The organism is Cloacibacillus porcorum (assembly GCF_001701045.1).
In the GTDB taxonomy this organism is placed as follows: Bacteria; Synergistota; Synergistia; order Synergistales; family Synergistaceae; genus Cloacibacillus; species Cloacibacillus porcorum.
Genome location: NZ_CP016757.1, coordinates 1,153,723 through 1,180,214 on the forward strand (window position 1 = coordinate 1,153,723; position 26,492 = coordinate 1,180,214).

General features: G+C 58.7%; 20 protein-coding genes. 14 read left to right on the forward strand and 6 right to left on the reverse strand.

The genetic code is table 11. The features are described from left to right. The first annotated feature begins 91 nt into the window (after nt 1-91). Complete coding sequence (gene lat, locus BED41_RS05255; RefSeq protein WP_066743795.1) at nt 92-1,459, forward strand: L-lysine 6-transaminase; 1,368 nt, start codon at nt 92-94, stop codon at nt 1,457-1,459. 87 nt (nt 1,460-1,546) lie between these two features. Here the strand turns inward: lat and BED41_RS05260 are convergent, their stop codons facing one another. The 3 genes from BED41_RS05260 to BED41_RS05270 all read right to left on the reverse strand — a co-directional run bounded on the left by BED41_RS05260 (nt 1,547) and on the right by BED41_RS05270 (nt 6,803). Then, on the reverse strand, nt 1,547-2,389 hold the full coding sequence (locus BED41_RS05260; protein WP_066743797.1) for a pirin family protein: 843 nt from the start codon (nt 2,387-2,389) through the stop codon (nt 1,547-1,549). Nucleotides 2,390-2,639: 250 nt separating this feature from the next. After that, nucleotides 2,640-5,648: an autotransporter family protein gene (locus tag BED41_RS05265; RefSeq protein WP_066743799.1), complete on the reverse strand. Its 3,009-nt coding sequence runs from the start codon at nt 5,646-5,648 to the stop codon at nt 2,640-2,642. A gap of 669 nt (nt 5,649-6,317) precedes the next feature. After that, nucleotides 6,318-6,803, reverse strand: coding sequence for a DNA-deoxyinosine glycosylase (locus tag BED41_RS05270; RefSeq protein ID WP_066743801.1), 486 nt, complete (start codon nt 6,801-6,803; stop codon nt 6,318-6,320). A gap of 271 nt (nt 6,804-7,074) precedes the next feature. Here BED41_RS05270 and carA point away from each other — a divergent pair, with 271 nt between their 5' ends. Together carA and carB are read left to right on the forward strand one after the other, a co-directional pair. Continuing rightward, nucleotides 7,075-8,127: a glutamine-hydrolyzing carbamoyl-phosphate synthase small subunit gene (gene carA, locus BED41_RS05275; protein ID WP_066743805.1), complete on the forward strand. Its 1,053-nt coding sequence runs from the start codon at nt 7,075-7,077 to the stop codon at nt 8,125-8,127. A 10-nt stretch (nt 8,128-8,137) separates the two neighbouring features. Next, nucleotides 8,138-11,275, forward strand: a complete 3,138-nt coding sequence (carB, locus tag BED41_RS05280; protein ID WP_066743807.1) for a carbamoyl-phosphate synthase large subunit — start codon at nt 8,138-8,140, stop codon at nt 11,273-11,275. A 145-nt stretch (nt 11,276-11,420) separates the two neighbouring features. Here carB and BED41_RS05285 read toward each other — a convergent pair whose 3' ends face one another. Then, nucleotides 11,421-11,972, reverse strand: a complete 552-nt coding sequence (locus BED41_RS05285) for a chromate transporter (protein ID WP_066743809.1) — start codon at nt 11,970-11,972, stop codon at nt 11,421-11,423. Further along, complete coding sequence (locus BED41_RS05290; protein ID WP_066743811.1) at nt 11,969-12,538, reverse strand: chromate transporter; 570 nt, start codon at nt 12,536-12,538, stop codon at nt 11,969-11,971. The genes BED41_RS05285 and BED41_RS05290 overlap by 4 nt, the downstream gene beginning before the upstream one ends. A gap of 105 nt (nt 12,539-12,643) precedes the next feature. On the opposite strand from BED41_RS05290, the gene BED41_RS05295 reads away from it, so the two are divergent. The 7 genes from BED41_RS05295 (at nt 12,644) to BED41_RS05325 (ending at nt 20,888) form a co-directional block, all read left to right on the forward strand. Continuing rightward, nucleotides 12,644-13,537 (forward strand): LysR family transcriptional regulator, encoded by an 894-nt coding sequence (locus BED41_RS05295; RefSeq protein ID WP_229712401.1) that lies wholly within the window; start codon nt 12,644-12,646, stop codon nt 13,535-13,537. 131 nt (nt 13,538-13,668) lie between these two features. Beyond that, entirely contained in the window at nt 13,669-14,148 is a 480-nt protein-coding gene (locus BED41_RS05300; protein ID WP_066743813.1) for an Lrp/AsnC family transcriptional regulator, read from the forward strand. Nucleotides 14,149-14,496: 348 nt separating this feature from the next. Beyond that, nucleotides 14,497-16,950 (forward strand): DNA gyrase subunit A, encoded by a 2,454-nt coding sequence (gene gyrA, locus BED41_RS05305; protein ID WP_066743815.1) that lies wholly within the window; start codon nt 14,497-14,499, stop codon nt 16,948-16,950. A 3-nt stretch (nt 16,951-16,953) separates the two neighbouring features. Beyond that, the gene (locus tag BED41_RS05310) at nt 16,954-17,580 is read left to right on the forward strand and encodes a phosphatidylserine decarboxylase (protein ID WP_066743817.1); all 627 of its coding nucleotides are present in this window, start codon (nt 16,954-16,956) and stop codon (nt 17,578-17,580) included. Beyond that, the gene (pssA, locus tag BED41_RS05315; protein ID WP_066743819.1) at nt 17,577-18,320 is read left to right on the forward strand and encodes a CDP-diacylglycerol--serine O-phosphatidyltransferase; all 744 of its coding nucleotides are present in this window, start codon (nt 17,577-17,579) and stop codon (nt 18,318-18,320) included. Before BED41_RS05310 ends, pssA begins: the two co-directional genes overlap by 4 nt. A gap of 166 nt (nt 18,321-18,486) precedes the next feature. After that, a complete protein-coding gene (iorA, locus tag BED41_RS05320; RefSeq protein WP_066743821.1) occupies nt 18,487-20,247 on the forward strand; it encodes an indolepyruvate ferredoxin oxidoreductase subunit alpha in 1,761 nt (586 codons plus the stop codon). A gap of 2 nt (nt 20,248-20,249) precedes the next feature. Next, a complete protein-coding gene (locus BED41_RS05325) occupies nt 20,250-20,888 on the forward strand; it encodes an indolepyruvate oxidoreductase subunit beta (RefSeq protein ID WP_425592142.1) in 639 nt (212 codons plus the stop codon). Nucleotides 20,889-20,999: 111 nt separating this feature from the next. Here the strand turns inward: BED41_RS05325 and BED41_RS05330 are convergent, their stop codons facing one another. Next, nucleotides 21,000-22,757, reverse strand: a complete 1,758-nt coding sequence (locus tag BED41_RS05330; RefSeq protein WP_066743823.1) for a hypothetical protein — start codon at nt 22,755-22,757, stop codon at nt 21,000-21,002. A gap of 345 nt (nt 22,758-23,102) precedes the next feature. On the opposite strand from BED41_RS05330, the gene larC2 reads away from it, so the two are divergent. From larC2 to BED41_RS05355, 4 genes are all read left to right on the forward strand, one after another. Then, a complete protein-coding gene (larC2, locus tag BED41_RS05340) occupies nt 23,103-23,756 on the forward strand; it encodes a nickel pincer cofactor biosynthesis protein LarC2 (RefSeq protein ID WP_066743827.1) in 654 nt (217 codons plus the stop codon). Between the two features lie 20 nt (nt 23,757-23,776). Beyond that, the gene (locus tag BED41_RS05345) at nt 23,777-24,502 is read left to right on the forward strand and encodes an SIR2 family NAD-dependent protein deacylase (protein WP_066743829.1); all 726 of its coding nucleotides are present in this window, start codon (nt 23,777-23,779) and stop codon (nt 24,500-24,502) included. 182 nt (nt 24,503-24,684) lie between these two features. Beyond that, the gene (locus BED41_RS05350) at nt 24,685-25,134 is read left to right on the forward strand and encodes a MarR family winged helix-turn-helix transcriptional regulator (protein ID WP_066743831.1); all 450 of its coding nucleotides are present in this window, start codon (nt 24,685-24,687) and stop codon (nt 25,132-25,134) included. Then, nucleotides 25,131-26,438, forward strand: a complete 1,308-nt coding sequence (locus BED41_RS05355; RefSeq protein WP_066743833.1) for an MATE family efflux transporter — start codon at nt 25,131-25,133, stop codon at nt 26,436-26,438. Before BED41_RS05350 ends, BED41_RS05355 begins: the two co-directional genes overlap by 4 nt. The last annotated feature ends 54 nt before the right edge of the window (nt 26,439-26,492 follow it).

Sequence of the window (26,492 nt, forward strand, 5' to 3'; positions counted from 1 at the left end):
ATTACTCGGCGAATGTAAACTAATATATGTAAGAAATATGTAAACTGAACCATTATCCCTAATAGGTACAAAAATCGAGGAGGTTGTTCACATGCCGTCAAATTGCTCAGTAGCGCCGAAAGATGTATTCTCAACAATAGAAAAGCTCCTTCTTCGCGATGGGTTTGATATTGTTATTGATATGGAGCAGTCGAAGGGAAGCCACATAATCGACTCCGCCACAGGCACAAACTGGCTGGATTTCTACACGTTCTTCGCCTCAGCGCCGTTTGGAATGAACCACCCCAAACTTGACAATCCCGAGTTTAAAGAGAAGATATTCCGCGCGGCAATCAACAAGGTCGCTAACTCCGACATCTACACGCAGGAGATGGCGGAATTTATCAAGACCTTTGGCGAAGTGGCCGTTCCCGAGGGATTCAACCATGTATTCTTTATTGACTACGGTACGCTCGCGGTAGAGAACACCTTCAAAGTGGCGATGGACTGGAAGGTCCAGAAGCTCATGCAGAAAGGCAAGATCACTCCCGGCGAGGCCTACAACGGACGCAAAGGCACGAAGATTATGCACTTCAACGAAGCCTTCCACGGACGTTCGGGCTATACCCTCTCCGTAACGAACACCAACGATCCGAACAAGCACCAGCGTTACGCTAAGTTTACCGACTGGCCGCGCATTATCAACCCGAAGATCACCTTCCCGCTTGAGGAACATATCGGCGACGTCGAGTGGCTCGAAGCGCAGGCGATCAAGCAGATCAAGCAGGTGCTCATGGACGATCCCGACGGCGTCGCGGCGGTCATCATCGAGACGATCCAGGGCGAGGGCGGAGACAACCACTTCCGCACCGAGTTCTTCCAGAAGCTGCGCCAGATCTGCGACGAAAATGAAATGCTCCTTATTTTCGACGAAGTCCAGTGCGGTATGGGCATCACCGGCAAGATGTGGGCCTGGGAGCATCACGCCCCCGTGAAGCCCGACCTCTTCTCCTTTGGTAAGAAGGCCCAGATCTGCGGACTTGTCGCAGGTCCGCGCGTCGACGAAGTGGAAAACAACTGCTTCAAGGTCTCCAGCCGCATCAACTCGACCTGGGGCGGCACGGTCGTAGACATGGTCCGCGCCCAGAAATACCTTGAGATCTACCGCGACGACAAAGTTCTTGACTACGTCAGCAACGTCGCCGGTCCCGCGCTCTACGCCGGACTCAAAGAGCTCGAAGCGGAGTTCCCCGGATATATCCGCAACGTCCGCGGCAAGGGACTTATGTGCGCCTATGACATCTGCTGCCCGCAGCTCCGCGACGCCTTCCTCAAGGAATGCCAGAAGAACAACATGCTCATCCTCGGCTGCGGCAGCAACACTGTCCGCTTCCGTCCCGCGCTCAACGTTCCCCTTGAGGACCTGCAGCTCGGAATCGAGATCTCCCGCAAGGCCGCTAAGGCGGTATTCAAGAAGTAATTGGCGGTACAGGTCAGTATATAAAAATGCCGGAGCGACGCTCCGGCATTTTTTTGTGCGGTTTTGCGGCGGGACGCGCCTGCGCCGTTATGCCACCGGCGCGTGCTTGATGAAGCTGTCGTTGCGCATCTCAAGGAAGGCCTCCCTGATCTCTTCGCCGGTGTTCATCACCACCGGACCACCCCAGGCCACCGGCTCACGCAGAGGTCTGCCGCTGAGGAAGATGATGCGCGCCTCTCTGTCCTCGGGAGCCTCGATAGTGACGCTCTCTCCCTCTCCGAACAGAGCGGCCGTCTTTGCGGGGATATTCATGCCGCCTGCTGCCGCCTCTCCCTCGATGGTGAAGATAAAGACGGTCTCTCCCTCTTTGGTGGGGATGCTGATCTTCTTTCCCCGCTTTAACGTGATGTCGTAGATGCTGGCCTGTATATGGTTCGTGGAGACGCCCCGGTGTCCCTGATATTCGCCGGAGACGATGCGGACGAGGGCGTTTTCATCCTCTACCTTTTTTATCATCTCTCCCTTGATGTCAAAGTAGCGCGGCGCGGTCATCTTATCCTCCTGAGGCAGGTTGAGCCATATCTGGAGGCCAAGCATACGGGGGCCGGACATCGGCATCTCCTGGTGCATAATGCCGCTGCCCGCCGTCATCCACTGACTTTCGCCGCCGTGGATCGTTCCGCGGTTGCCGAGGCTGTCCTGGTGCTCCATCTCACCCTCGATGAGGTAGGTGATCGTCTCTATACCCCTGTGCGGGTGGAAGGGAAAGCCCGCCGTATAGTCGTCCGGATTTCGTGAGTCGAATGAGTCCAGCATGAGGAACGGGTCAAAGTCCCGCACCGTCTCATGGCCGAGCACGCGCACGAGGCGTACCCCCGCGCCATCCGTCGCCATCTGTCCCTGTACCGTCTTTATTATTTTACGTTCCATAGTTATACCTGCTTTCTTTTAGAAATCATTTTTATTTACCGTATAAACATACGCTGCGTGAACCATTCACAGGAGGGCAATAATACTAATCAAAATCTAGGCAAAATAGGCTGTGCGGCTATAAAGTGTCGGCGGCGCTTAGGAGCTTTCATCTCCTGAGCGCCGCCGGCCCTTTGTTTTGTCATTAGCGGACGGCCTACTGGCCTTTGGCCGTGCTTAGCCGCTTATCTCCCGTCCATTTTTCTCCTTGCTAGAAGGTGACCCGCCAGCCTCCGCGGATGGCCCAGTCTTCGGTGAATACGCCGCCGGATGAGCGTTCCAGCGAGAAGTAGAGAGAGTTGCGCGGGTTTACCTGATGCGTGACGCCTATGCCGTATGTCCACCAGTCGTCGCCGAAGCTCTCGCCTGCGATGTGTTTGCCGCTGGCGTAGCGGATGTCGAGGTCGCCGTCAAATTCTTTCAGGTAGGATATCTTGGCGTAGAAGTTCGTCCTGTCGGTCTCATAGCCGATCAGCGCCCCGAGCCTTCCGAGCAGTGAGTTGAAATCGTCCACCCCGATGCGCAGGCCGTTGCTGGCGCTGAAGTAGGCGCTGCCCTGGCGCAGATAGCTCAGCTGCGCCTGCGGCTCGACGTACCATCTGCCGCCGGTTCTGTTTTCTTTGAGGCGGAAGCGCCTGCCTATCTCCACGGAGGCGCCGAAGCCGCCGAGGTCGACGTCGTCTCCGACGACCAGCGTTCCCGCCGTGTCGAATACGCGGAAGTCGTTAGTGCTCCATACGTACTTGGCTATCGTGTCGATATAGAAGCCGTTCTTTGCGACGTAGGTGGCGTACAGTCCGAGGGTCTTATTTTCCGCCGTACCGCTGCCGTGGCCGTTGTCCTTATAGTCCAGATCGCCCTTGCCGTACCCGAAGAAGACGCCGACGTAGGTGTCCCCCTCCTTAAACCAGCTCTTGTCCAGCTTACGGTCGTAACCGGCCTGCAGTCCGCCGTAGTCCATGTCGAAATCCTTCACGAAGGATCTGGCGTTGGATTCGAACTTCCCGCCATAGGCGCGGAACCAGGCGCCATTGCTGTTTTCTGTGAAGCGCAGGTCGCCGAGACGCTGGATGAGCGTATTGGTCTCCGCGTAGTTCAGCAGGTAATTTGCCGCAAAGGTGTTTATCGCGGCGGAGGCGGTGTTGCTGGATTCCGGTTTCGGTTCGGGTTCGTCAGGTTTGATGGGATCAGGCTTTCCCGGATCTACGGGCGCCAGCCCCGTACTGTAGAGCTCCCAGTAGTGTCCGTCCTGGCCGTCGTAGCGTCCTCTGCCGTCTTCATTGTTCCGCAGGCCGTACTGGAAGGCTCCAAGTTCGACGGTGTTTGTAAGGGAAAAGCTGCCGCCCTTGTCAGCCTTCTCGATCAGGGTGATGCGTTCGTTGCCGGTCGTCTCAAGCGAGCCGTCATTGACCACGGATACCTTGTGGTAGCCGTCTGTACTCCCCTCTACCACAAGTCGGTTGGCCAATTCGTTGACGCCGTCGGTCTTGAAGGTAAAGGTGCTGTAGAGATCGGGATTGGCCGGGGAGTGCGTCGTCAGAGAGCCGACGTGGAGTTCCGCAGCGAGCGGCGCGCCGCTCAGGTCAATATTTGTGCCGCTGCCGGCGGTGATTTTCGTCACGTCGGAGTCGCCCGTCACCCGCCAGTGCGTTCCTTTCATATCCAGGGTGATATTGCCGTCGCCCGCGAAGGCTCTGCCGGTAATGGCCGAGCCCTCGGTTGTCATAAGGTCGATGAGGCCGTTCTGCCCGGTCTTCATATCTCCTATGATCGCGAACCTGCCGCCCGCGGTCACGTCGCCGCCTGTGTCCAGCAGCGAGGTAATTTTGCCAGCCTCGGCGTAAAGCGCGTAGCTGTCCGCTCCGCTTGCCGAGATGGCTGCGCCGCCTTTGAATTCTATGGCGGTAGTATCGCCGGCCGTATAAGCGCCGTGCGAGCCGGTCCCCGACGTTGAGAGGAGTACACCGTCGCCGGCGTTGATCTTGCCGTTTTTCCCATAGTGATACCGGTAAATACTCTCCGTGGCGTTATATTCATTGCCAAATAGCGCGTGCGAGCCGTCGCCCTTCGTCTCTACCTTAGTGTTCGCGCCGATATCGACGGTGCTGTCTATGCCGGTCATATATACTCCGTGCGAGCCGTCCCCGGCGGTGGTGATATGCGAATTGGCTCCCAGCGAAATATTACCGGTCGTGTAATAGGCGCGCAGGCTGCCGTTATATTCCTGCTGGCGCGTGGCTATATGGATTCCGTGCGACTGGTCGCCTGCGGTGGCAATTATCGTATTGTTTCCTAAGGTGAGCCTGTTTTCCGCGGCGTATGAGGATGACGAGCCCGCGGCGCCGCCCATGTAGACGCCGGAGGAGTTGTTACCCAAACTTTGCAGCGTTGAGTTGCCGCCGATATCGACGTTGACATCCCTATAGTTGCCTATTTTCAATACGGCGGCATCGGCTCCTTTGGTCGTCCATACAGCCTTGCTTCCAATGGATGCGCGGCTTTCGTTGCCGTTTGTGTTGAGGACGTTCGCGCCTTTTCCGTTTGTCGTCCAGGCGGAGCCGCTGTCGACAGTCAGGCTGTTGCCGGTACCGGAGAAATATGCTCCGTGGGCGGTCTCTCCGTTTGTGTTGATCTTACTGTTCTGCCCGATATTGATCTCACCGCCGTTGCTTCCTGACAGATATATAGCGTAAGAACGGTTATAGGTGGTCTCTATATCCAGACCGCTGCCGATGTTCATTTTTGCGCCGTGGTTCGTCCTCAGTCCGAAGGCGTCGTTATATAACTGTCCCGTCCCCTGTTTGCCGTATATTCTGATCGTTAGATTGTCTCCCGCAACGAGAGAGCTGTAGCCGTTTAGGTTAACGCCGTCGGCGCTGTCCCCATGGGCGATCAGCGTCCAGTCGTTGCCGATGCGTATCTGCGCCGTCGAGGTGGTATTGGCGGGGTTGGTACGCACCGCGTCCCCGGCGTCGGCCCCTGTTATTACCGTGACATTGTCTGCGTGGGTGATATCCAGAATATTGGCGCCGTTGGCATATACGCCGTGATATTGGGGAAACGTCGTGTTGTTTGATACGTCGATGGTATCGCCGGTCTCAACATCTTCGCCGACCCATACCATGTTGTAGATAGTTTTGGCATCAGCCCTGATGATTCCGATGAGAATGATGCTGATGATTATGCAGATGACGGTGCTTAGAATTGCCAGTTTTTTCAATAAAATCTCTCCCCTTTGACGCATGGCCTTTTTCATCTCCTCATTTATCGCAGTATGTGGAATAAATAGGCGTAAGTTCCTAAAATTTGTCATTGAAAGCGGAAGACATAAAGTATAGATGCACAGTTAAATAAACTAATTTCATTGTATTTACATATACATTTGAGAAACGATTATTAATATGCAATTTTTATTATTTATGTCTGTATATTAGCGTTCACAAATGATATCTCCTCCTTAAAAAATAATGTTTTAGAGTAAAAAATCGCCTTGAGGTCATAATAGGTAATTTTTTACAATAAACCATTTAATATGGTATATTTACAAGAAATAGCATGTTTTTAAATGATATTTCCTATAATAACCTAACATAATGTGCCTATTGGGCAATCGGTATTTTGTGCAGGATGACAGAGTTTGAAAATGCGATGCTAAAAAAATAATGTTAATACAGATTTTAACTTTAAAATATAATAATAAAGGTTTTTTGAGGCCGGCGGCGCGGGTAAGTTTCCACAGACGCAGTCATACCGGAGGTTTGCGGTTTTTCTGTTTATTTTTATATATTTATGGTATTTATGTGGCGGGGGAGTCTATGTATTGCAATATTAGCGGCGGTATGCCAGACAAAACCGCCTGTGTAGAAAATATTGTTGTATGGCGGCGCGCTTAAAGGAGCGGCCGCCGCAGCAACGCATCTTCCCACATACGGTAGCGTTCACCGTCGCGGCCGGCGCAGGCGGGGCTTGTGGAGAGCATCCGGCGGTATGGACGCGCGGGTTCGCCGAAATACTTTTTGTACTTTGCGAAGGAGCAGGCGCCGTTGAATAATATCAGCGAGATATTGGGGTGGGCGGCGAGCAGCGACGGGATGTCGTTGGGCTCCTCGTCCCGTATTTTTCCGTCGAGGCTGCCCTCGCGCCGCGCGCACCTTATCGTATCCCACAGCGCGAGTCTGCGGCGCAGGATGAAATCGTAGCGGTCCGCGAACGAATCGGGCATCGTTTCGCCGTAGACGCTGTAAAGTATTTTCCAGAAACGGTTTTGCGGATGAGCGTAATAGCGGCTCATCTCGAGGGATTTTTCTCCCGGCAGCGAACCGAGTATCAGCGTCTGTGAGTCGTCATTTATAATCGGGCCGAAGCTGTATTTCATTTTTACGATTCCCCTTTGCCTATGCTTATCATATTTTATCCCCTTTCGCGCGGCTTTTGCGGGTGATTCGCCGCTCATCGGCGGCGTAAATTTTGTGCAACCGATTGAATATACATTATCACCGACAAAAAATATCTGTGAAGGGGGTTGACGTATTATATTTAAGGGCTATAATACTCTGGAACTTTGAACGATTGGTAAAATCAATAAATAAACAAAACATATATTCAGGTTCATTTTGTTTATAGAATAGCGAAGGAGTGCGCGACCGATGAAGAAGAGAATTTATTTGACGCTGAGCGACGGTTCGATATGGCCCGGCAATGGAGATATAGAGGCCCCCATGGAGGGCGAAGTCGTCTTTACCACAGCCTCCTGCGGCTATCCTCAGACGCTGACCGACCCGTCCTATAACGGTCAGATAATCGTCTTTGCCTTCCCCCCAATCGGCATCTACGGGGTGGACAAGGAAAATCTTGAGGGACGGCGGGTGTGGGCGCGCGCAGCCCTTATGACCTGCCTTGACGAGACGGAGGAGGGGCGTTTTGAAAGCCTGAGCTGCTGGATGGCGGATAACGGCCGTCCGCTCGTCTCCGATATCGATACGCGCCAGCTGATTTTGAAGATCCGCGAGTGCGGTTCGATGATGGGACGCATCGACGTTGAGCCGCACTTGCCGGAGATAAAGGAACTGCCGCATACGCTTGTCGCGGAGGTCTCCTGCTCGGAGCGGGAGATTTGCGGCGAGGGTGAGCTTACAGTCGCGCTGATGGACTACGGCGTTAAGGAAAATATCGTCCGCGGCATGGTGCGCCGCGGATGCCGCGTGATACGCTTCCCCCATAATACCGCCGCCGCCGAGGTGCTCGCCTCCGGCGCGGACGGCATTCTGCTGAGCAACGGCCCCGGCGACCCCGCGGTGCTTGATTTCGAGGCGGGGGAGATCGCGAAGATGCTCGGCGCGAAGCCGATACTCGGCGTCTGCCTCGGCAACCAGCTTCTCGCGCGCGCCTGCGGGGCGAAGACGAAGAAGCTCCCATTCGGCCACCGCGGCGCGAATCAGCCTGTGGTCGAATGCGCCACGGGACGCGGCCTGCTCACGAGCCAGAACCACCAGTACGCCGTGGACGGGGATACGCTCGCGGGGACCGACCTGGAGGTCGCCTACAGCCACCTTGGGGACGGCACGGTGGAGGGGCTGCGCCACAGACGTTTCGACGCGCTCTCCGTGCAGTTCCACCCGGAGGCCTCTCCGGGACCGGAGGACGCCTCCTATATTTTCGATAATTTCGTGATCCGCATGCAGGCCGCTAAAGGGAGATAGGTGAGGGACGATGAGAGACACTACGATAAAAAAGGTTCTTGTTCTGGGCTCTGGCCCGATAAAGATCGGGCAGGCCGCGGAGTTTGATTACGCCGGTACGCAGGCCTGCCGCGCGCTGAAGGAGGAGGGATGCAGCGTCATCCTGCTCAACAGCAACCCCGCGACGATACAGACGGACGACTCCGTCGCCGACCATGTATATATCCGCCCGCTGCTCCCCTATGTGGTGGAGAGCATCCTCAAAGAGCACCGTCCCGACGGCGTGGTGGCGACGCTGGGCGGTCAGACGGGGCTCAACCTCTGCATGGAGTGTGAAAAGCTCGGCATGTGGCGGCGCTACAAGTGCCGCGTCCTTGGCACGCAGCCGGAGGCGATCGAGCGCGCGGAGGCGCGCGAGCCGTTCCGTAAGGCGATGCTCGACGCGGGACAGCCGATAATCGCAAGCCGCGGCATCTCTTCGGTCGCCGCGGCGCAGGAATTCGCGCTGCACACGCCGCTGCCGCTGATACTCCGCCCCGACTTCACGCTGGGAGGCTCCGGCAACTCGGTGGTGCGCAGTATCGAAAGCTTCGTCGTGCAGACTGAGGACGCGCTCACCGCCTCGCCGGTGGGACGCGCCCTCATCGAGCGCTACCTTGAGGGCTGGCACGAGATCGAGGTCGAGGTGGTGCGCGACAACGCGGGAAACTCGCTGGCCGTATGCAGTATGGAAAACATCGACCCGATGGGCGTCCACACGGGCGATTCTATCGTCGTCTCGCCGGTGCTTACCCTGACCGATAAAGAATGGCAGATGATACGCACGGCGGCGCTCAGGATCGTCGAAGTGCTTGATATACGCGGCGCCTGCAACGTGCAGTTCGCCCTCGCCCCCGACGGGTGCGAATATTATGTCATCGAGGTGAATCCGCGCGCGAGCCGCTCCAGCGCCCTCGCGAGCAAGGCGACAGGATACCCGATCGCGCGCATGGCGGCGAAGATCGCCCTCGGACTCAACCTTACGGAGATGGCTAACCCCGTGACCGGCGCGGGCAGCGCCCTCTCGGAGCCGGCGCTCGACTATGTGGCCGTCAAGGTCCCCTCGTGGCCCTTCGACACCTTCCCGCAGGCGGACCCCTCGCTGGGGCCGCGCATGAAGGCCACGGGAGAGGTGATGGCCCTCGCCTCGAACTTCGCGCAGGGGCTCGTCAAGGCCTACCGTTCGCTCGCCCGCGGCCGCGCCCTTCCCGACCGGAAGCTGCGCAGCTGGGAGACGCGCCGCCTCTGGGAGCAGGTGAACACGCCGACCAACCTCCGTCTTGAGGCGATCACGGAGCTGCTGCGCCGCAGTTCGGCGACGGTGGAGGAGATGGCGCGCAGGACGCATATCCGCCGGTACTTTATAGAACAGCTCAACGCCATACAGCTCGCGGAAAAATATCTCGAAGAGGACGGCGCGGTGAACGGAAATATCGTGAGCGCCGCGAAGAAGGGCTTCTCCGTCAGCCAGATAGCTCTCGCCGCCGATATCTCCAGGGAAGAGGTGCTGCGGCGGCTGGAAGAGGAAGAATTTACGACCGGATACCGCGAGGTCGACGGCTGCGCCGGTGAATTTCCCTCCGGCTCCGGCTATTACTACGGCGTGAACGGCGCGAAGGACGACCCCTATGAGCCCCACAGCGGCGGCATCGTCGTCATCGGTTCCGGCGCGATACGTATCGCCCAGGGCGTGGAGTTTGACTACTGCTGCGTCAAGGCGGTGGAGGCCCTGCGCCGCCGCGGCCTCCGCGCGATAATGATGAACGTCAACCCGGAGACGGTGAGCACGGACCACGACATCTCCGACGCCCTCTATCTCGAACCTCTGACCGTCGACGACGCGCTGCCGGTTCTGGAACGCGAAAAGGCGGCGGGAGTCTTTGCCTGTTTCGGCGGCCAGACCTCGCTTCGTCTCGGACTCGACCTTGCCGCCGAGGGCGTGAAGCTCTTCGGCCCCGGCGCCGAGGTGATCGACGCGGCGGAGGACCGCGGAAAGTTCTCCCGCCTGCTGACTAAGATCGGCGTTCCCGAACCGGAGGGCGTCGACGTCGCCTCGGTGGAGGAGGCGAAGGAAGTCGGGCGCAGGCTGGGTTATCCGCTGATGGTGCGTCCGAGCTTCGTTATCGGTGGCGTCGCGATGAAGGCCGTCTACAGCGAACAGGCCCTCGTGGCGGTCCTGCAGGAGGCCTTTGAGGCGGTTCCCGGCCAGAGGGTGATGGTGGACCAGTTCCTCGCGGGGCGTGAATTTGAATGCGACGCGATCTGCGACGGGGAGGACGTCCTCATCCCCGGAATATTCGAGCACATCGACCCATCGGGAATACATTCCGGCGACTCGATTGCCGTCTTCCCCAGCTACTCCCTGACCAAGGAACAGCAGCAGGAGGTGCTGAACTTCGTCAAGGTTATATCAAAGGAGCTTGACATCCACGGGCTTCTGAACATCCAGTTCGTACTGCGCGGCGGCGTCCTCTGGATCATCGAGGCCAACCCGCGCGCGAGCCGCACGGTCCCGATCGTCAGCAAAATATCAAAGCTTCCCGTCATCGACATGGCGGTGGGCGTGGCGCTTGGCGAGAGGCTTCGCGATATGCCCTACGGCACGGGGCTCTACCCTGAGACGGGGCAGTGGAGCGTCAAGGTGCCGGTATTCTCCAACGACAAGCTCCCGGGGCTCGATCCCAAGCTCGGCCCGAGAATGATGTCCACCGGCGAGAGCCTGGGCGTCGCTGACAATCTGGCGGACGCGATAATGGACGGGCTCAAGGGCTCCGGCTGGCTGCCGCCGGCGGTGGGGCGCATCCTGATGAGCATCGCGGACAGTGAGAAGTCCGAGGCGATGCCCGTCGCCTCCCAGTACAAGATGCTTGGCTGGGAGATCGACGCGACGGAGGGCACCGCGGCCTATCTGAAAAAGTGGGGCATCGCCGTAAACCCCGTGGAGCGCGAGGAGCTTGTGCACCGCCTCCGCGCCGGCGAATGGGACCTAGTGCTGAACATCCCGGGAGGCAACGAACGCCACATCGCGGACGGGGCGATGATCCGCAAGCAGGCCTGCGCCGCCGGAACTCCGTGTCTGCACTCGATCGCCGCGGCCTGGGCCGTCGCCGCCGGGCTCAACAGCCGCTGACCGCACGCGGCGCGCGGATAGTGCCGTTTTCAGAGGCGGCGTTTCTCCGGCTGCGGCGGGATTTTTAATAATAAAAAACGACAGACGGGCGCTTTCGAAGCATGGGGAAGCTTCCGTCTGTTATTTTATCCCCGCCGCGGTCTCTTTAATTTATGATAAGCCCCGCCAGCCCGGCGGCGGCGATTATCATCACCGGGTTTATCTTGTATCTTCGCGCCGCCAGCAGGGAGGCCGCAAATAGCAGGAGCGCCGTCCTGTCGATAGAGGCCGCGCCCGAGGGTGTCCGCGCCACGAGCGTAGAGAGCGTGATCGTAGCGGCGGCGGATAGTATCAGCCCCGCGGAGGCCGCCTTAAGCGGGCCGATCAGCTCCGACGTAAGGGAAGAGGCGCGGTTTTTTATCAAAAATGAATAAAGGAGGGCGGAGATGAATACCCCCGATACGGTGCATCCCACGGTGGCGGTCAGCGCCCCCGCGATCCCCGCCGCCTGCACGCCGACGAAGGTAGAGGCGTTTACCGCGAGCGGCCCGGGCGTCATCTGAGAAATAGTGATTATATCGGCGAATACGCGCGCCGTTATCCAGCCGCGCCGTTCGACGATCTCCTGCTGGATCATGGGGATTACCGAGTAACCGCCGCCGATGCTGCAGAGGCCGACCTTAAAAAAGGAGGCCAAAAGCTCCGCCAGCCCGCTCACACCGCCGCGCGCCCCGCTCTCCCGGCGATCCGCAGCAGAGCCGTCAAAGCGCAGGCGGCGAGGATCGTCCCCGCGCCGATCTTCAGGAAGAAGCCGGCGATGAATACGGCGGGCATCATCAGCGTCAGCAGCGGCGACCTCTCCCTTATGACCGACCGCGAGAGGTCGATGACGAAATCGGCGATGAGGGCCGCGGCCGCAGCCTGCATGCCCCTCAGCGCGGCGGCAGCGGCGGCGTTGGCGATAAAGGCCGAATAGTAGAACGATATCAGCGTCAGAATGACCACCGGCGGGGTCACGGCGGCGATGGCGGAGACTGCCAGGCCGCACCTGCCTGCCGCGCGGTATCCCGCCAGCGCCGAGAGGTTGACGGCTATTGCCCCCGGAGCCGACTGCGCGCCGGCGGCCATCTCCATGAGCTCCTCCTCGGTGAAGAGGTTCCGTCTTTCGACAAAATATTTTCGTATCATCGGCACGACGACATAACCTCCGCCAAAGGTAAAGGCGCTGATAAAGAGATTGACGCCGGCAAGCCAGAGCAGCAGCCCGGCACGTTCTTTAGACATTACGGATCACCCCTTGCCTATTCTTTATACCCCTTGCGCTGCCATCTGTAAAAGTATATTATTTTCTAATAACGATAAATTTAATTCATGACAAGAGGTTTGCGGATGATCTCACTGCGGCATTACGAGATATTCAAAACGGTGGCCGAGACGGGGAATTTTACCAAGGCGGCCGCGAAATTATATATAACCCAGTCCGCCGTCTCACACGCGGTGCGCGAACTGGAGGAGCGGGCGGGAACGGCGCTCTTTGACCGCCTTGCCAGACGCGTGCGGCTGACGCGCTGCGGGGAGCTTCTGCTGGCGGAGCTGCTGCCGCTGCTGGCCGCCTGTGGCTCTCTTGAGGGACGCATCGCCGGCCTGGAGGGCGAGGCCCCCATCGGCGTCGTCTCAAGCATCACGATCGCCGCCTTCTGGCTTCCGGGAATACTGCGCCGGTTCGCAAAGAGGTGGCCCCGCCTGCGCGTCAATGTCGAGGTGGTGAGCGCCGCCAACGCGGTCGAACGGCTGCGCGGCGGGGGAGCCGACCTTGCGCTCGTCGAGGGAGCTCCGCCGCATGGGGCCTTTATCTGCAGCGCCTTCGCCGCCTGCCGCCTGAAGATAGTCTGCGCCCCCGGCTATCTACCCGCGGGCACGCGCCTGTCCGTGAAGGAGTTCTGCGCCGAGAGGCTCCTGCTGCGCGAAAGGGGCAGCGCCATCCGCGACGTGCTGGACGGCGCGTTATTGGCGGTCGGATATGAGGCGAGGCCGCTCTGGACGAGCGTAAATTCGCTCGCGCTGATCGAGGCGGCGAAGGCCGGTCTCGGCGTCGCCATTCTGCCCGGCGAGCTTCTGGAGGCCGCGCTCTCCGAAAAGAGGCTGACGGAGATCGAGGTGGAGGGCCTTTCCCTGCGCAACGGTTTTTTCTCCGTGCGGCACAGGGACAAATACCTGACGGAGCCCCTCCGGGAGCTTCTTTCGCTTATTGAGGAGTGCGGAAAAGCTGAAATTTCTTACTGAATAAGCTTTTATTGTATTCAATACAATAAATATTCTCTCTTCCTATTTCCTTTTTGTTAAAAATAGTTTAATATATCCTAGGGTATAGCATAAAAAAGCTATTTTTAATAAGAGGGTAGGGGGAATTGCCGATGTTGAGCAGTAAACTGCTTGATGATATTGGACGACAGATTCTAAGAATACTTCAAGAAGACGGCAGAATATCTTTTAACGAGCTTGGCAGGAGGGTCGGTCTCTCGTCGCCCGCTGTCGCCGAGCGCGTGCGCCGTATGGAGGAGGCCGGAATCATCCTTGGCTACCGCGCGGTCGTAGACCAGTCGCGGGTGGGCTATCCGATAATGGCGTACATCCGTCTTTCTATTCCAGTTTCGTTCCTCGCACAGGCGGACGAGCTGGCAAAGGCCATTCCCGAAGTGCTTGAATGCCACCACCTTACGGGCAGCGACGGCGTCATTCTCAAAGTGGTAGTATCCTCGGTCGGTCACCTCGAGGAGGTCATCAGCCAGATGGGGAGCTGCGGCATGACGACGACGGCGATCGTCCTCTCGTCTCCGGTAGTTTCGCGCCCGATCGACCCTATCAAACAGCCGACGCCGCCAGCGGCGATCTAAGAGGTTTCAAGGGGTAGAATTAGTCTGTTCCCGATTTTTTCTTACATTAAACCCCGTCTTATGGTAAAATATATAAGCTGAATTAAAAGCGGCGAATATCGCCGCTTTATTGTTGGAAAATATTTAAGGTTTCCGCTGATTATAAGCTCTATCCGGTGAAGAGGCCGAGTTTTGAACGGAGAGAAGGGGGCTTTTCTCTCCCGTTTTCGGGACGCGGAGAGATATCTGCGGCGCGGGCCCGCCGGCTTTACCGCCTGTTTATGTTTGTTTTAATCGGAGCCTTAATGACAGCTTACTGCTTTACGGTATAATCAACGCTTTCACATAGAGCGCCTCGGAGGTATATATATGGATCACAACTCGAAGCAGAGCAACCTTTTTGAGATCAACAAGGTCATAACTCTGCCGCTGGAAGAAGAGATAAAGCAAAGTTATCTCAATTACGCGATGAGCGTCATCGTCGGACGCGCCCTCCCGGACGCGCGCGACGGCCTGAAACCGGTACAAAGAAGAATACTCTACGCGATGCTTGAGCTGGGAGTGCGCCACAACCAGGCGTTTAAGAAGTCGGCGCGTATCGTCGGCGAAACGATGGGTAAATACCACCCCCACGGAGACGCGGCGATATATGATACGATGGCCCGCCTCTCGCAGGATTTCAGCATGCGTTACCAGCTTGTCGACGGCCAGGGAAACTTTGGCTCCATAGACGGCGATCCGCCCGCGGCGATGCGTTACACGGAGGCGCGTCTGCACGCCCTCGGCGAGGAGATGCTGACCGACATCAACGAAGAGACGGTCGACTGGGGACCGAACTTCGACGAATCTCTCGAAGAGCCGCTCGTCCTCCCCTCGCGCATTCCTAACCTGCTCGTAAACGGCAGCACCGGCATCGCCGTCGGTATGGCGACCAACATGCCGCCGCACAACCTCGGCGAGGCCGTAGACGTCTGCTGCGCGATCCTCGACAATCCCGAGGTGGAGCTTGGCGAGCTGATGGCCCTCATGCCCGGCCCCGACTTCCCGACGGGAGGCATAATCCTCGGACGCGAAGGGATCATCGACGCCTACCGCACCGGACGCGGAAGGCTTGTCGTCCGCGGGCGCGTCGATGTCGAGGAGGGCCGCAAGGGACGGAACTCGATCATCATCAGCGAGATACCCTACATGGTCAATAAGACCAATTTCATAGAGACGATTGCCAAGGGCGTACAGAGCGGTATGATAGACGGCATCTCCGACCTCCGCGACGAATCCGACCGCAACGGGATGCGTATCGTCGTTGAGCTCCAGCGCGACGCCGACCCGAACCTCGTGCTGCGCCAGCTTTATACGCGTACGCAGCTGCAAAGCACCTTCGGCGTGATAAACCTCGCGATAGTCAACGGCGAGACGCGGGAGCTGCCGCTCAAAGAGCTCGTGCAGATATTCCTCGACCACCGCCGTGAGGTCGTCCGCAGGCGCACCGAATTCCGCCTCCGCAAGGCGGAGGACCGCCGCCACATCGTTGAAGGCCTGCTGCGCGCCCTTGACGTCATCGACCAGGTCATCCACATCATCAGGAGTTCAGACACGGCGACGACGGCGAGGAACAACCTCATCGAGGAGCTTGGCTTCACCGAGATCCAGGCGCAGGCGATACTTGACATGCGCCTCCAGCGCCTCACGGGGCTGGAACGCGAAAAGCTCGACACCGAGCTGGCCCAGCTGCTCATGGATATCGAGCGCTACAACAGCATATTGTCCAGCCATCTGATCCTTGACTCCGTCGTCAAGGACGAGCTGATGGAGATAAGAAGAAACTACAGCGACAAACGCCGCACCGACATCGAAAACGCCGTCGGCGAAGTCGCGGACGAAGACCTCATCCCCGAAGAGGATATCGTCGTTGCCCTCTCTCGCGACGGCTACATCCGCCGTATGCCGCTGCAGGACTACCGCGTGCAGCAGCGCGGAGGCAAGGGAGTCAAGGGCGTCGCGACAAAGGCGGAGGACGAGATCGCGATCATCGCCACCACCACGACGCACAGGACGCTCTACCTCTTCACGAACAAGGGACGCGTCTTCGGCGTGCGCGGCTTCTCGCTGCCGGAGCCCAAGACCGGCAAGGGCAAGCTGGTGGGCACGATAATCACCCTCGAAAAGGAAGAGAAGGTCGTCGCGATAAAGGACAGCCATCTTGACGGGGCTAAGTTTATCTTCTTCGTTACGAAACAGGGGACGGCGAAGCGGCTTCCCGTCGAGGAACTCGACGGGCTCACAAGGGCCGGACGCCGCGTGCTCGGCCTCTCCGAGGGCGACGACATCGCCCGCGTCCGCACTACCAGCGGCACGGACGACCTGCTGCTCACCACGGCGCTGGGACAGACGCTGCGCGTCAGCGAAGAGGAATTCCGTCCGCTGGGCCGTCAGGCCCAGGGCGTGCGCGGCATACGCCTCGACGACGGCGACAGCGTAGTCGGCTGCGACGTCGTGGGCGACGGCCGCCAGGTGCTCTTCATCAGCGCACGCGGTATCGGCAAACGCACCGCCTATGACGAATTTACCCAGCACCATCGCGCCGGTTACGGCGTGCGCGCGATGAAGCTCTCGGAGAAGACAGGAGAGCTTGTCGGCGCCTGGGGCGTCCAGGAGGATGAAGAGATCATCGTCATCAGCAGCAAGGGACGCATGGTGCGTATTGGAGCGAAAGAGATATCGACCCTCTCCCGCACGGCTACCGGCTATACGATCGTGGCGCTCGACGAGGGCGACACTGTGGCGGACATCAGCATCGTCCGCAAAGACGACGAAGAGGCATAACGTATGAAATTTGCCCGTGACGGCTACCCGGCGATAGCGGCGCTGATCTTCATGATGGCGGGGGGATGGCTCATCTCCCCCTGGATATCCGCCTGCCTCTTCGTTCCCTTCTGCATCGTCGTCTGGTTTTTCCGCGACCCGGAGCGCGCGCCTGAGCGCACCCTGGAGCCCGGAGATTTTCTCAGCCCCGCGGACGGCAAAGTCGTCGAAATAGAGGAGGCCGAGCACGAATACGTTGGGCGCGCGGTCAAGATCGGCATCTTTATGAACGCCTTCAACGTTCACGTCAACCGCTTTCCGGTAACCGGCACTGTGAAGTATATAAAATACGTCCCCGGAAAAAAATGGTTCGCCTTCGCTCCGAAGGCCTCCGAGATAAATGAGCGTTTATACGTAGGGGCGGAGTCGGAATACGGGCGTTTCCTTCTCGTGCAGATCGCGGGTATACTTGCACGAAGGATAGTACAGCGCGTCCGCATGGACGACATAGTGCCAATCGGCGGCAGATATGGTATGATAAAGCTGGGATCGAAGGTCGATATATACCTTCCCCCTGAAATTATGCCTAATGTTAAGATCGGTGACGAAGTGCTGGCCGGGCACAGTATAATAGGAGTGTGCAGAAAATGAGAAAAGTAGACAGAAGAGTGAAGAACATCCCCATCAAGACGATAATCCCGAATATGATAACCAGCGGCAGCGTCTTCTGCGGAGTATCGTCGCTGATACTCACCGCGCATGAACGTTTTATTCCGGCGGCTCTTCTGATCTGTTTCGCGGTATTCTTCGACGTCATGGACGGCCGCGTCGCCCGCAGCCTCGGCGGTAGCAGCGCCTTCGGTGAGGAGCTTGACAGCCTCGCGGACGCGATCAGCTTCGGCGTCGCCCCCGCCTTCCTCATCTATAACGCCTATATCGGCGTCGAGAGCGGGATATGGGGACCTCTGACTGCCTCCTTCTTCGCCCTCTGCGGCGTTCTGCGCCTTGCGCGCTTCAATGTCACCCACGTTCCGGCGGGTCCCTTCCAGGGGCTGCCGATTCCGGCCGGCGGGCTGGCGCTCGCCTCGGTCGTCATCGCGCGCATACCGATCACGCCGCTCGTCGCGATGTCGGCGATGTGCTTCGTCGGCGCGCTGATGGTGAGCTCCGTGCCCTACTGCAACGCGAAGAAGCTCAAGAAAACAAACGTCAGCCGCGCCAAACTCTACGGCCTTATGACGTTTATCGCCCTTTGTTTCTTCATTTTGCGAGAAAAGGCTTTCCTTGCCGTGGCGGTAATGTATATAATAAGCGGGTTGGTGAAGTTTGACGGAGCGGAGTGGATAATGCTCCACCCGGAGGATGAGCGTTCTGCTCACGAGAAAGACTAGACGCTTATAACCTTTGTCTGGATATCATTCTCCCGGCTTCGCCTCAGGCGGAGCCGGGGTTTTTAATAGCGCCGTGTCACGCGCCTTCTGGGCGTGGCGGCATTGGTGGTTTTGCTGGGTTCTAAACGGTAATGATTTTATCGTACGTTTATAAGGGGGAAATCTGATGAAAAAAATTATGACCGGCAACGAGGCGATCGCCCGCGGCGCCTGGGAGGCCGGGCTCCATGTGGCGGCGGCCTATCCTGGCACGCCGTCGACGGAGATACTGGAAAATCTCTCCGAGTATAAGGATGTTTACTCGGAGTGGGCGACGAACGAAAAGGTCGCGCTCGAGGTGGCGGCGGGGGCTTCGATGGCAGGCGCGCGCGCGCTGGCGACGATGAAGCACGTTGGGCTCAACGTGGCCGCGGACCCGCTCTTTACGCTCGCCTACACCGGCGTCAACGGCGGGCTCGTCGTAGTCTCGGCGGACGACCCGGGACTCTTCAGCTCACAGAACGAGCAGGACAACCGCTTCTACGCCTCGCACGCGAAGCTTGCCATGCTCGAACCCTCCGACAGCCAGGAGTGCCTCGACTTTATAAAAGAGGCCTTCGAGATATCGGAGAAGTTTGACACGCCGGTGCTCTTCCGCGTCAGCACCCGTATCTGCCACAGCAAAACCCTCGTCAGTACGGGAGAGCGCACCGAGATCGCCGTGCGTCCCTATGAGAAAAACAGCGCGAAATATGTGATGGCTCCCGCCAACGCCAAACGGCGCAAGTACCTGATGGAGGAGCGGATCGCCGAACTTAAGGCCTTCTCGGAGGCGACGCCGCTCAACCGTGTCGAACGCGGCGGCAGGGTAGGCATCATCACGAGCGGTATCTCCTACAACCACGCGAAAGAGGTATTCGGAGAAGATGCCTCATATCTCAAGCTGGGCTTTACCTGGCCGCTGCCGGAGAATAAGATCCGTGATTTTGCCGCCTCCGTCGATACGATCTACGTCATCGAGGAGAACGAACCCTACATTGAAGACTTCGTGAAAGCTCTCGGCATCGCCTGCGTCGGCCGCGAGAAACTCCCCTGGGTCGACGAGCTGACGCCGGAGGTCATCCGCCGCGCCTTCTTCCCGGAAGCGGCCGAAAAGGGCGGCTACGCTATCGATGCGAACATCCCGCCGCGTCCTCCCGTGCTCTGCGCGGGCTGCACGCACCGCGGCTTCTTCTACGAGGTCGGCAAGTATAAAGATATCGTCGTTACCGGCGATATCGGCTGCTACACGCTCGGTATGGTGCCGCCGCTCTCGGTGACCGACTCCGTCATCTGCATGGGCGCGGGCGTATCAGCGGGCATCGGCTTCCGCAAGGCCGTTGAGATAGCGGGGCGCATGGAAAAGGTCTTTGCCGTCATCGGCGACTCGACCTTCTTCCATTCGGGGATCACGGGGCTAATCGACGCGATCGTCAACAAGGCCCCCATCGTCATCAACATCCTTGACAACCGGATCACGGCGATGACCGGCCACCAGGAGAACCCCGGCACGGGGCGCACCCTGATGGGCGAACCGACGCATCAGGTGGACCTCAGGGCTCTCTGCGTCGCCTGCGGCGTGAAAGAAGAGAACGTCCGCCTCATCGACCCCTATGACCTCGCCGCGACGAGGGCGGCGGTGAAGGCGGGCTACAAGGCGACCGAACCCTTCGTCATCATCACCACCTCCCCCTGCGCGCTCATCAAAGAGGTCATCAAAAAACGCGCGAACATGAAATGCGTCGTCGACGAGGAAAAGTGCGTCAAGTGCAAGCTCTGCCTCAAGGCAGGCTGCCCCGCGGTCAATTTCCGCGGCGGGCGCGTCTACATCGACCGCGCGTCCTGCAACGGCTGCACGGTCTGTATGCAGATCTGCCCGAAGAAGGCCATCTCACGGGAGGGTGAATAACGATGAATAAAAACGATACTGCGAACGGCATGGCCGCGGGCGCCGCGGAAAATACCGCCGGCGGCGAATGCCGCACCAAAAGCATCCTGCTTGTCGGCGTCGGCGGGCAGGGGACCATCCTCGCCTCGAAGATCCTCTCCGAGGGGCTCGTCCGTAAGGGCTACGACGTAAAAATGTCCGAGATACACGGTATGAGCCAGCGCGGCGGCAGCGTTACGACGCATGTCCGCTACGGCTCCAAGGTCGCCTCGCCCGTCGTACCCGAGGGGGAGGCCGACGTCCTCGTCGCCTTTGAGAAGGTCGAAGCGGCCCGTTGGCTCAAATACCTCAAAAAGGGCGGGACGCTCGTCGTCAACAACTTCGAGATATACTCGCTGCCCGTGCTCACGGGCGCGGCGGAGTACCCGGAGGGCGTAATCGAGAAGCTCAAAGCTGAGGTGCCGAACACCAAGAGCTTCAACGCCGGAGAGATCGCCGAGTCGCTGGGCAACATCAAGGCGCAGAACGTAGTGCTCCTCGGCGCGCTGGTGAAGGCGATGGGGCTTGAGGATCTCGACTGGCACGCTGTTCTCGCCGAGACTGTGCCGCCCAAACTGCTGGAACTTAATATCAGGGCTTTCGAGGCTGGGCTGGCCCAGTAGACCGGACAGAACCGCTCTGACAGCACTTCGCATAATATATAAAAGAGTCCGTGCGCGGCTGCCGCGCACGGACTCTTTTTCGTCCCTTATATTTGCCTCTGCTTCAGCGGTTTACCACTTAAGCTCCGTCTCCGTCACCTCGCCGTCGCCCCAGGTGACCGTGAGCAGCAGCTTGCCGGTCTTGGCGCTCAGCTTGCCGTTGTTCTGCATCAGCAGCTGATAGCTCTTGGTGCCGTTCACGCTGAGCTTGACCGTGCCGTTCGCCGCGTTGAGGAACTTGTTTCCCTCGCGCACGCCGAGCAGCCATCTGCCGTTGTTGGAGGCCAGCGTATCCCAGCCCGCGCCGCTGCTGTCCGCGAGCACCATTGCCTTGATGACGCCCTTGCCGGTGGCCTTGACCGTCAGCGCCATGTCCTTCGCGCCGTTCGCGCCCTTCTTCTTATTCTTGCCCACAAGGTCTACCGCTACCGATGCCGGTTTTGTGGATACGAAGACCACCGAGCGGTCGGCCTTTGACACGGCGCTCTCGTTCTTATCCTTGGCCGCGGAGGCCGTCTTGGCGGATACACCCTCCATCAGGCGTCCGTCGTCAAAGACGATGGTGGTCTTGTAGGGGCCGGTATTCTGGTCCTTCTCCTCGTCAAAGGCGATATGGAACTCCTCCGTGCCGTTTATATCGATCGCCACGGAGCCGTCGGCCTTATTCAGCCGCTTTCCTTCGGGAGTCAGCACCACCGCGAGATAGCTCTTGCTGCCGGGTACGGTGTCCCACAGCTGGTTGTTTTTGAGGTTGGCGACGCGGACGCCGGTTATCCTGCCCTTGGCGTTCACCGAGACCTTGACGAAGCTGTCGGGATTCATGTTGGATTCAAACTTCTTGCTCTGCCCGACGAAGTCGTATTTGCTGGCGCCCTTATATTCAACTTCGACTGAATCGGCGGCGACGGCCTTCTTGCCCTCGGTGGCCTTCATCTCCAGCATCCTGCCGTCGGAGAGCGTCACCATTATCTTTGCCGCCGTCTTGGGCTTTTCAAGTAGGCCCTGCTTATCGTCCACAAAGACCATCGCGCGGACGTCGCCGCCGAAGGAGAGGCTGCCGTCCGTCTTATTGAGGATATTGCTCGACTCGTCGATGACTACCGCAAGCGGCGCCTTGCTGCTGGGGACCGTATCCCATTCCGTTCTCTGAGCGCCGTTTTCGGCTACGATCTTGATACCCTTCACCTGCACGCCCTGCGAAAGCTTGAAGTGCGCGTCAAAACGGTAGTCGTTGCGGCCGTTGGCGCCGACAGATTTTTTCTCTCCCGCGAAGTCCTGCTCCGAGAGCCCGCGGCTTTCAAAGAGGGATACCTCGTCCTTCTTAGACTCGCCGCTCTTTGGCTCCTCGGCCTTTGCCGCGCCTACCGCCTTTACCGAGGTGGCTGCGCCGGTCTCGGCCTTGTCGATGAGCGTCGCCGTGGCCGTAAAGTCCGAATCCTTCGGTATCGCGCCGGCGGCGTCGTTGATTATCAGCGTAAACTGGGCGGCGAGGATGACGGGCGTTATCGTCATTCTTCCCGTCTTATTGAGCGTCTCTCCCTTGGAATTTTTGACCAGCAGCAGGTTCTTCGTATCGGAGGTGCTCCACACGACGCCGGTGGTGTCGTTTTTGAGCGATATCTCCCTTATGGCCTGAGCGCCGGTCACCGTAAGAGTGAAGACCGCGTCCGGCTTGCCGTCGGGCGCCGCCGTGCCGGCCCCCATGAGGTCTTCGTTCGCCCCGTTAAATACAAGCGATTCCGCCTTCAGCGTGACGTCCGCGTAAGAGGCGGTACAGACTGAGAATATGGCGGCTATAACAGCTGTCAATAATATGATGGATCTTCTCATCGTAAATAGCACTCCTTGGATTGATGTATTTATATTAGCAATATTTTATAACAAATATTTGCATTTACCAGATTAATAGAGAGTTTTTACGCATAAATCAGTATAAAAACTGATTAAAGTATATTTGAGAATTCATATTTAACCGCAGCGTAAAGAAAAACACATCCGCCGCTGGGCGGCGCGGTACGGAGACGGCCGGATGATATCGCCGGCGCGGCGCAGGCGGCGAAAGCGCGCCTGTCTGGCAGGATGGCGCGGAGAATTTCTTCGCGCCGCCTTGCCGCCGTAGGCCGCGGGCGGAGTTTTGTTATAAAATAGAGGCGGAGAACAAAGGAGTGATCGATCATGGACGGCGGCACCATAAGCGGCGAGGTCTTTGAGATCTGCGCCAATATCGACGACATGACGGGGGAGGACCTCGGCGCGGCGATGGAGATACTGCTTGGCGAAGGGGCGCTCGACGTCTGGTTTGAGGCGATACAGATGAAGAAAAACCGTCCTGCCGTCAAACTGTCGCTGCTGGCCGCTCCCGGCGACGAGGCACGGCTCGCGGAGGCGGTGCTGCGCCATACTACTACGCTCGGCGTGCGTATGAATCGCTGTTCCCGCGTAATGCTGGCGCGCGTGTCCGAGACGGTAGAGACGGAATATGGCGGCGTGCGGATCAAGCGGGGGCTGCTAGGCGGCGAGGTCGTCAAAGAGATGCCCGAATACGAGGACGTGCGGCGTATCGCCCGGGAGAACGGACAGCCGCTCTCCGCCGTGCGCGCGATGATCGCCGGCGGCTCGGGAGAGGCAAAGCGGCGCTTCCGCCACTACAAGGGCGGCGAATACGAATACCTTGGCACGGCGCGCCACTCGGAGACGGAGGAGGAGCTTGTCCTCTACCGTCCGCTTTATAACGACAGCGGCCTCTGGGTGCGTCCGAAAACGATGTTCTTTGAGAACGTGACCGTCGAGGGGAAGAGCGTTCCCCGTTTTGAGGAGATAAAAGATTAACAGAGGGAGGGATCTGTGTGATGAGCTTTGAAGAAGAGGCGAAAGGGCTGGCGCGGCTTGTGAAGGCGGGCGGCGTCACCATCTTCAGCGGCGCGGGGCTCAGCACCGAGTCGGGACTGCAGGATTTCCGTTCCAGGGACGGGATATGGGCCCACGCTGACCCGACGCGGCTGGCCTCGATCGAGGCGCTGGAAGACAACTACGACGAATTTCTTGAATTCTACAAGGCGCGGCTCTACGTGCCGGAGGAGATCCAGCCGAATATCGGCCATGAGATTGTCGCCAAATGGGAAAAAGAGGGATATGTCGAGGGCGTGATAACGCAGAACGTCGACCGGCTGCATCAGAAGGCCGGTTCCGTGAACGTCTGGGAGCTGCACGGCAGCCTCGAACCAGTACGCTGCCACCGCTGCGGACGCGAGGGTACGACGGCGGACTTCCTTGCCGGAAAACCCTGCTCATACTGCGGAGGACGCCTGCGTCCGAGCGTCGTCCTCTTTGGTGAAATGCTCCCGCAGAGGCCCCTTGAGGCGGCGGACGAACTCAGCGACAGATGTAAAACTTTTATCGTGCTCGGCTCATCGCTCGTCGTCTCGCCGGCGAACTACTTCCCGAGACAGGCTAAGAGCCGCGGCGCGAACCTTGTGATCGTCAACCGCGACCCAACGCCGCTTGACGGTATCGCCGACCTCGTGGTGCAGGAGGGTATCGGCGCCTTCCTCAGCGAGACGGAAAAATATATGTAGCGGAGCCTTTACAGTCCACGCGAAAAAATAATTAAATTGGGCAGAGGCGTCACGACGGCAGTCGTGACGCCTCTGCCAGTCTTCGCCGCTGAATACCAACCCGGAAAATAGGCTTGTAAAAAGTCCCATTCCGTACTATAATGCCAACGGTCTGAAATTGGACTAAATTTGGAGGTGCGGTGATGTACGGAAAAATCCCCGACGCGGAGCTGCGGCGGTTTTACTCGCTGTGGCGCGATATGACCGTTATTTACGAGGAGTGGTCGAAGGCGCACGGAATCGGCGGCAGCGCGGTGCTGGTGCTCCATTCGCTCTACTATGACCGGGACGGATGTACTCAAAGGATGATCTGCGACAGGTGGCTCTTTCCCAAGCAGACGGTCAATACGATACTGAAGGATTTCGAGCGGCGCGGGCTGATAGAGTTTTCTCACCTGAAGTCGGACCGGAGGAATAAGCTGATACACCTTACGCCGGAGGGCGAGGCGCTGGCCGCCGCCATCATCCCCGAACTCCTGGAGCTGGAGCTGCATGTGATGGAGAGAATGGGAGCGGCCGGACGCGCCGGTCTGATTGACGGTATGGCCCGTTTTGCCGCGTATTTCCGCGAGGGGCTGCCGGAGAAAAGATGAAGAACGCCAGAGAATTTTTTTCTTATGTGCTGCCCTCTCTCGCGGCCTTCGCCCTATCCGGCGTCTACGCCGTAGTAGACGGCTTTTTTGTCGGCAACAGCATCGGCGACGCGGGGCTAGCGGCGATCAACTTCGCTTTCCCCGTCACCGCGCTTTTGCAGGCCGCGGGCACGGGAATCGGCATGGGCGGCGCGATCCGCTTCGCCATCTGCGGCGCTCAGGGGGACGCCGAGGGGGAGCGGCACTATTTCAGCTCCGCGCTCCTTCTGCTGCTGCTCTGCGGCGCGCTGCTCTCCCTCATCTTTTTTGTCCTGGCCGGGCCGCTGCTCGAGGCTCTCGGCGCGGAGGGGGCGACGCTCACGCTCGGCATGGAATATCTGATATTTATCGCCGCGGGCGCTCTGTTCCAGGTCTTTGGAACGGGGCTTATCCCGCTGATAAGGAATATGGGCGGTTCTCTTTGTGCGATGTTCGCCATGTCCGCCGGTTTTATCGCCAATATCATCCTGGACTGGCTCTTTATCATGGTCTTTGGCTGGGGCATGGCGGGCGCGGCGGCGGCTACGGTGATCGGTCAGGCGGTGACGGCGCTTGGCGCGGTCCTCTATTTTGCCGCAAAGAGATATCCGCTCTCCCTTCCCCCGGCGCGGCGCATATTGCATCTGTTCTCGGCGATATTGAAGATATCCCTTGCGCCATTCGGAATAACCTTTTCTCCCATGATCGGGATGATCCTCATGAACCGCTTCGCCGTCCTCTACGGCGGGGAGGGGGCGGTCGCCTGCTACGCCTGCGTAGGATATATAGTTACCATCGTCTATCTGCTGCTGCAGGGGATAGGCGACGGCTGCCAGCCGATGATCAGCCGCTACTACGGCAGGGGGCGGCGGGCCGATATGAAACGCACCTGCCGGCTGGCCTATGCGACCGCGGGGGCGCTCAGCCTCTTATCAGTCTGCCTTCTCTTTCTGACGCGCTGGCGGATAGGCGGCCTCTTCGGAGCGTCGCCGCCGGTGAGCCTCGGCGTTGGCGAGACGCTGCCGCTCTTTCTCGCCGGAGTCCTCTTTCTGGCCTATACCCGTATCACCGCCGCCGGTTTTTACGCGACGGATGAGAGCCTGCTCTCATATATCCTCGTCTACGCCGAGCCGCTCCTTCTGCTGGTGTTCCTGTTGCTGCTGCCCGCCTTTCTCGGACTGACCGGCGTCTGGCTCGCGATGCCTGCCTCGCAGATGACGACGGCTCTGATTGCCGCCGCCGTGAAACGAAGGGCGGATTCGCCGAACGCCTGCCGCGTGGGATAAAGGGGCGCGCCGTATACAAAAAATGAGGAGGGCTTATCCCTCCTCATCTCTTTT

Bases quoted from the DNA above. Each gene is read 5' to 3' on its own strand.
- BED41_RS05270 (WP_066743801.1), bottom strand. From the start codon at position 6,803: ATGAAATACAGCTTCGGCCCGATTATAAATGACGACTCACAGACGCTG.
- BED41_RS05290 (WP_066743811.1), bottom strand. From the start codon at position 12,538: ATGTCTAAAGAACGTGCCGGGCTGCTGCTCTGGCTTGCCGGCGTCAAT.
- larC2 (WP_066743827.1), top strand. From the start codon at position 23,103: ATGGACGGCGGCACCATAAGCGGCGAGGTCTTTGAGATCTGCGCCAAT.
- BED41_RS05295 (WP_229712401.1), top strand. From the start codon at position 12,644: ATGATCTCACTGCGGCATTACGAGATATTCAAAACGGTGGCCGAGACG.
- iorA (WP_066743821.1), top strand. From the start codon at position 18,487: ATGAAAAAAATTATGACCGGCAACGAGGCGATCGCCCGCGGCGCCTGG.
- BED41_RS05325 (WP_425592142.1), top strand. From the start codon at position 20,250: ATGAATAAAAACGATACTGCGAACGGCATGGCCGCGGGCGCCGCGGAA.
- lat (WP_066743795.1), top strand. From the start codon at position 92: ATGCCGTCAAATTGCTCAGTAGCGCCGAAAGATGTATTCTCAACAATA.
- gyrA (WP_066743815.1), top strand. From the start codon at position 14,497: ATGGATCACAACTCGAAGCAGAGCAACCTTTTTGAGATCAACAAGGTC.
- carB (WP_066743807.1), top strand. From the start codon at position 8,138: ATGAGAGACACTACGATAAAAAAGGTTCTTGTTCTGGGCTCTGGCCCG.
- BED41_RS05300 (WP_066743813.1), top strand. From the start codon at position 13,669: ATGTTGAGCAGTAAACTGCTTGATGATATTGGACGACAGATTCTAAGA.
- BED41_RS05350 (WP_066743831.1), top strand. From the start codon at position 24,685: ATGTACGGAAAAATCCCCGACGCGGAGCTGCGGCGGTTTTACTCGCTG.
- BED41_RS05355 (WP_066743833.1), top strand. From the start codon at position 25,131: ATGAAGAACGCCAGAGAATTTTTTTCTTATGTGCTGCCCTCTCTCGCG.
- carA (WP_066743805.1), top strand. From the start codon at position 7,075: ATGAAGAAGAGAATTTATTTGACGCTGAGCGACGGTTCGATATGGCCC.
- pssA (WP_066743819.1), top strand. From the start codon at position 17,577: ATGAGAAAAGTAGACAGAAGAGTGAAGAACATCCCCATCAAGACGATA.
- BED41_RS05330 (WP_066743823.1), bottom strand. From the start codon at position 22,757: ATGAGAAGATCCATCATATTATTGACAGCTGTTATAGCCGCCATATTC.
- BED41_RS05310 (WP_066743817.1), top strand. From the start codon at position 16,954: ATGAAATTTGCCCGTGACGGCTACCCGGCGATAGCGGCGCTGATCTTC.
- BED41_RS05260 (WP_066743797.1), bottom strand. From the start codon at position 2,389: ATGGAACGTAAAATAATAAAGACGGTACAGGGACAGATGGCGACGGAT.
- BED41_RS05345 (WP_066743829.1), top strand. From the start codon at position 23,777: ATGAGCTTTGAAGAAGAGGCGAAAGGGCTGGCGCGGCTTGTGAAGGCG.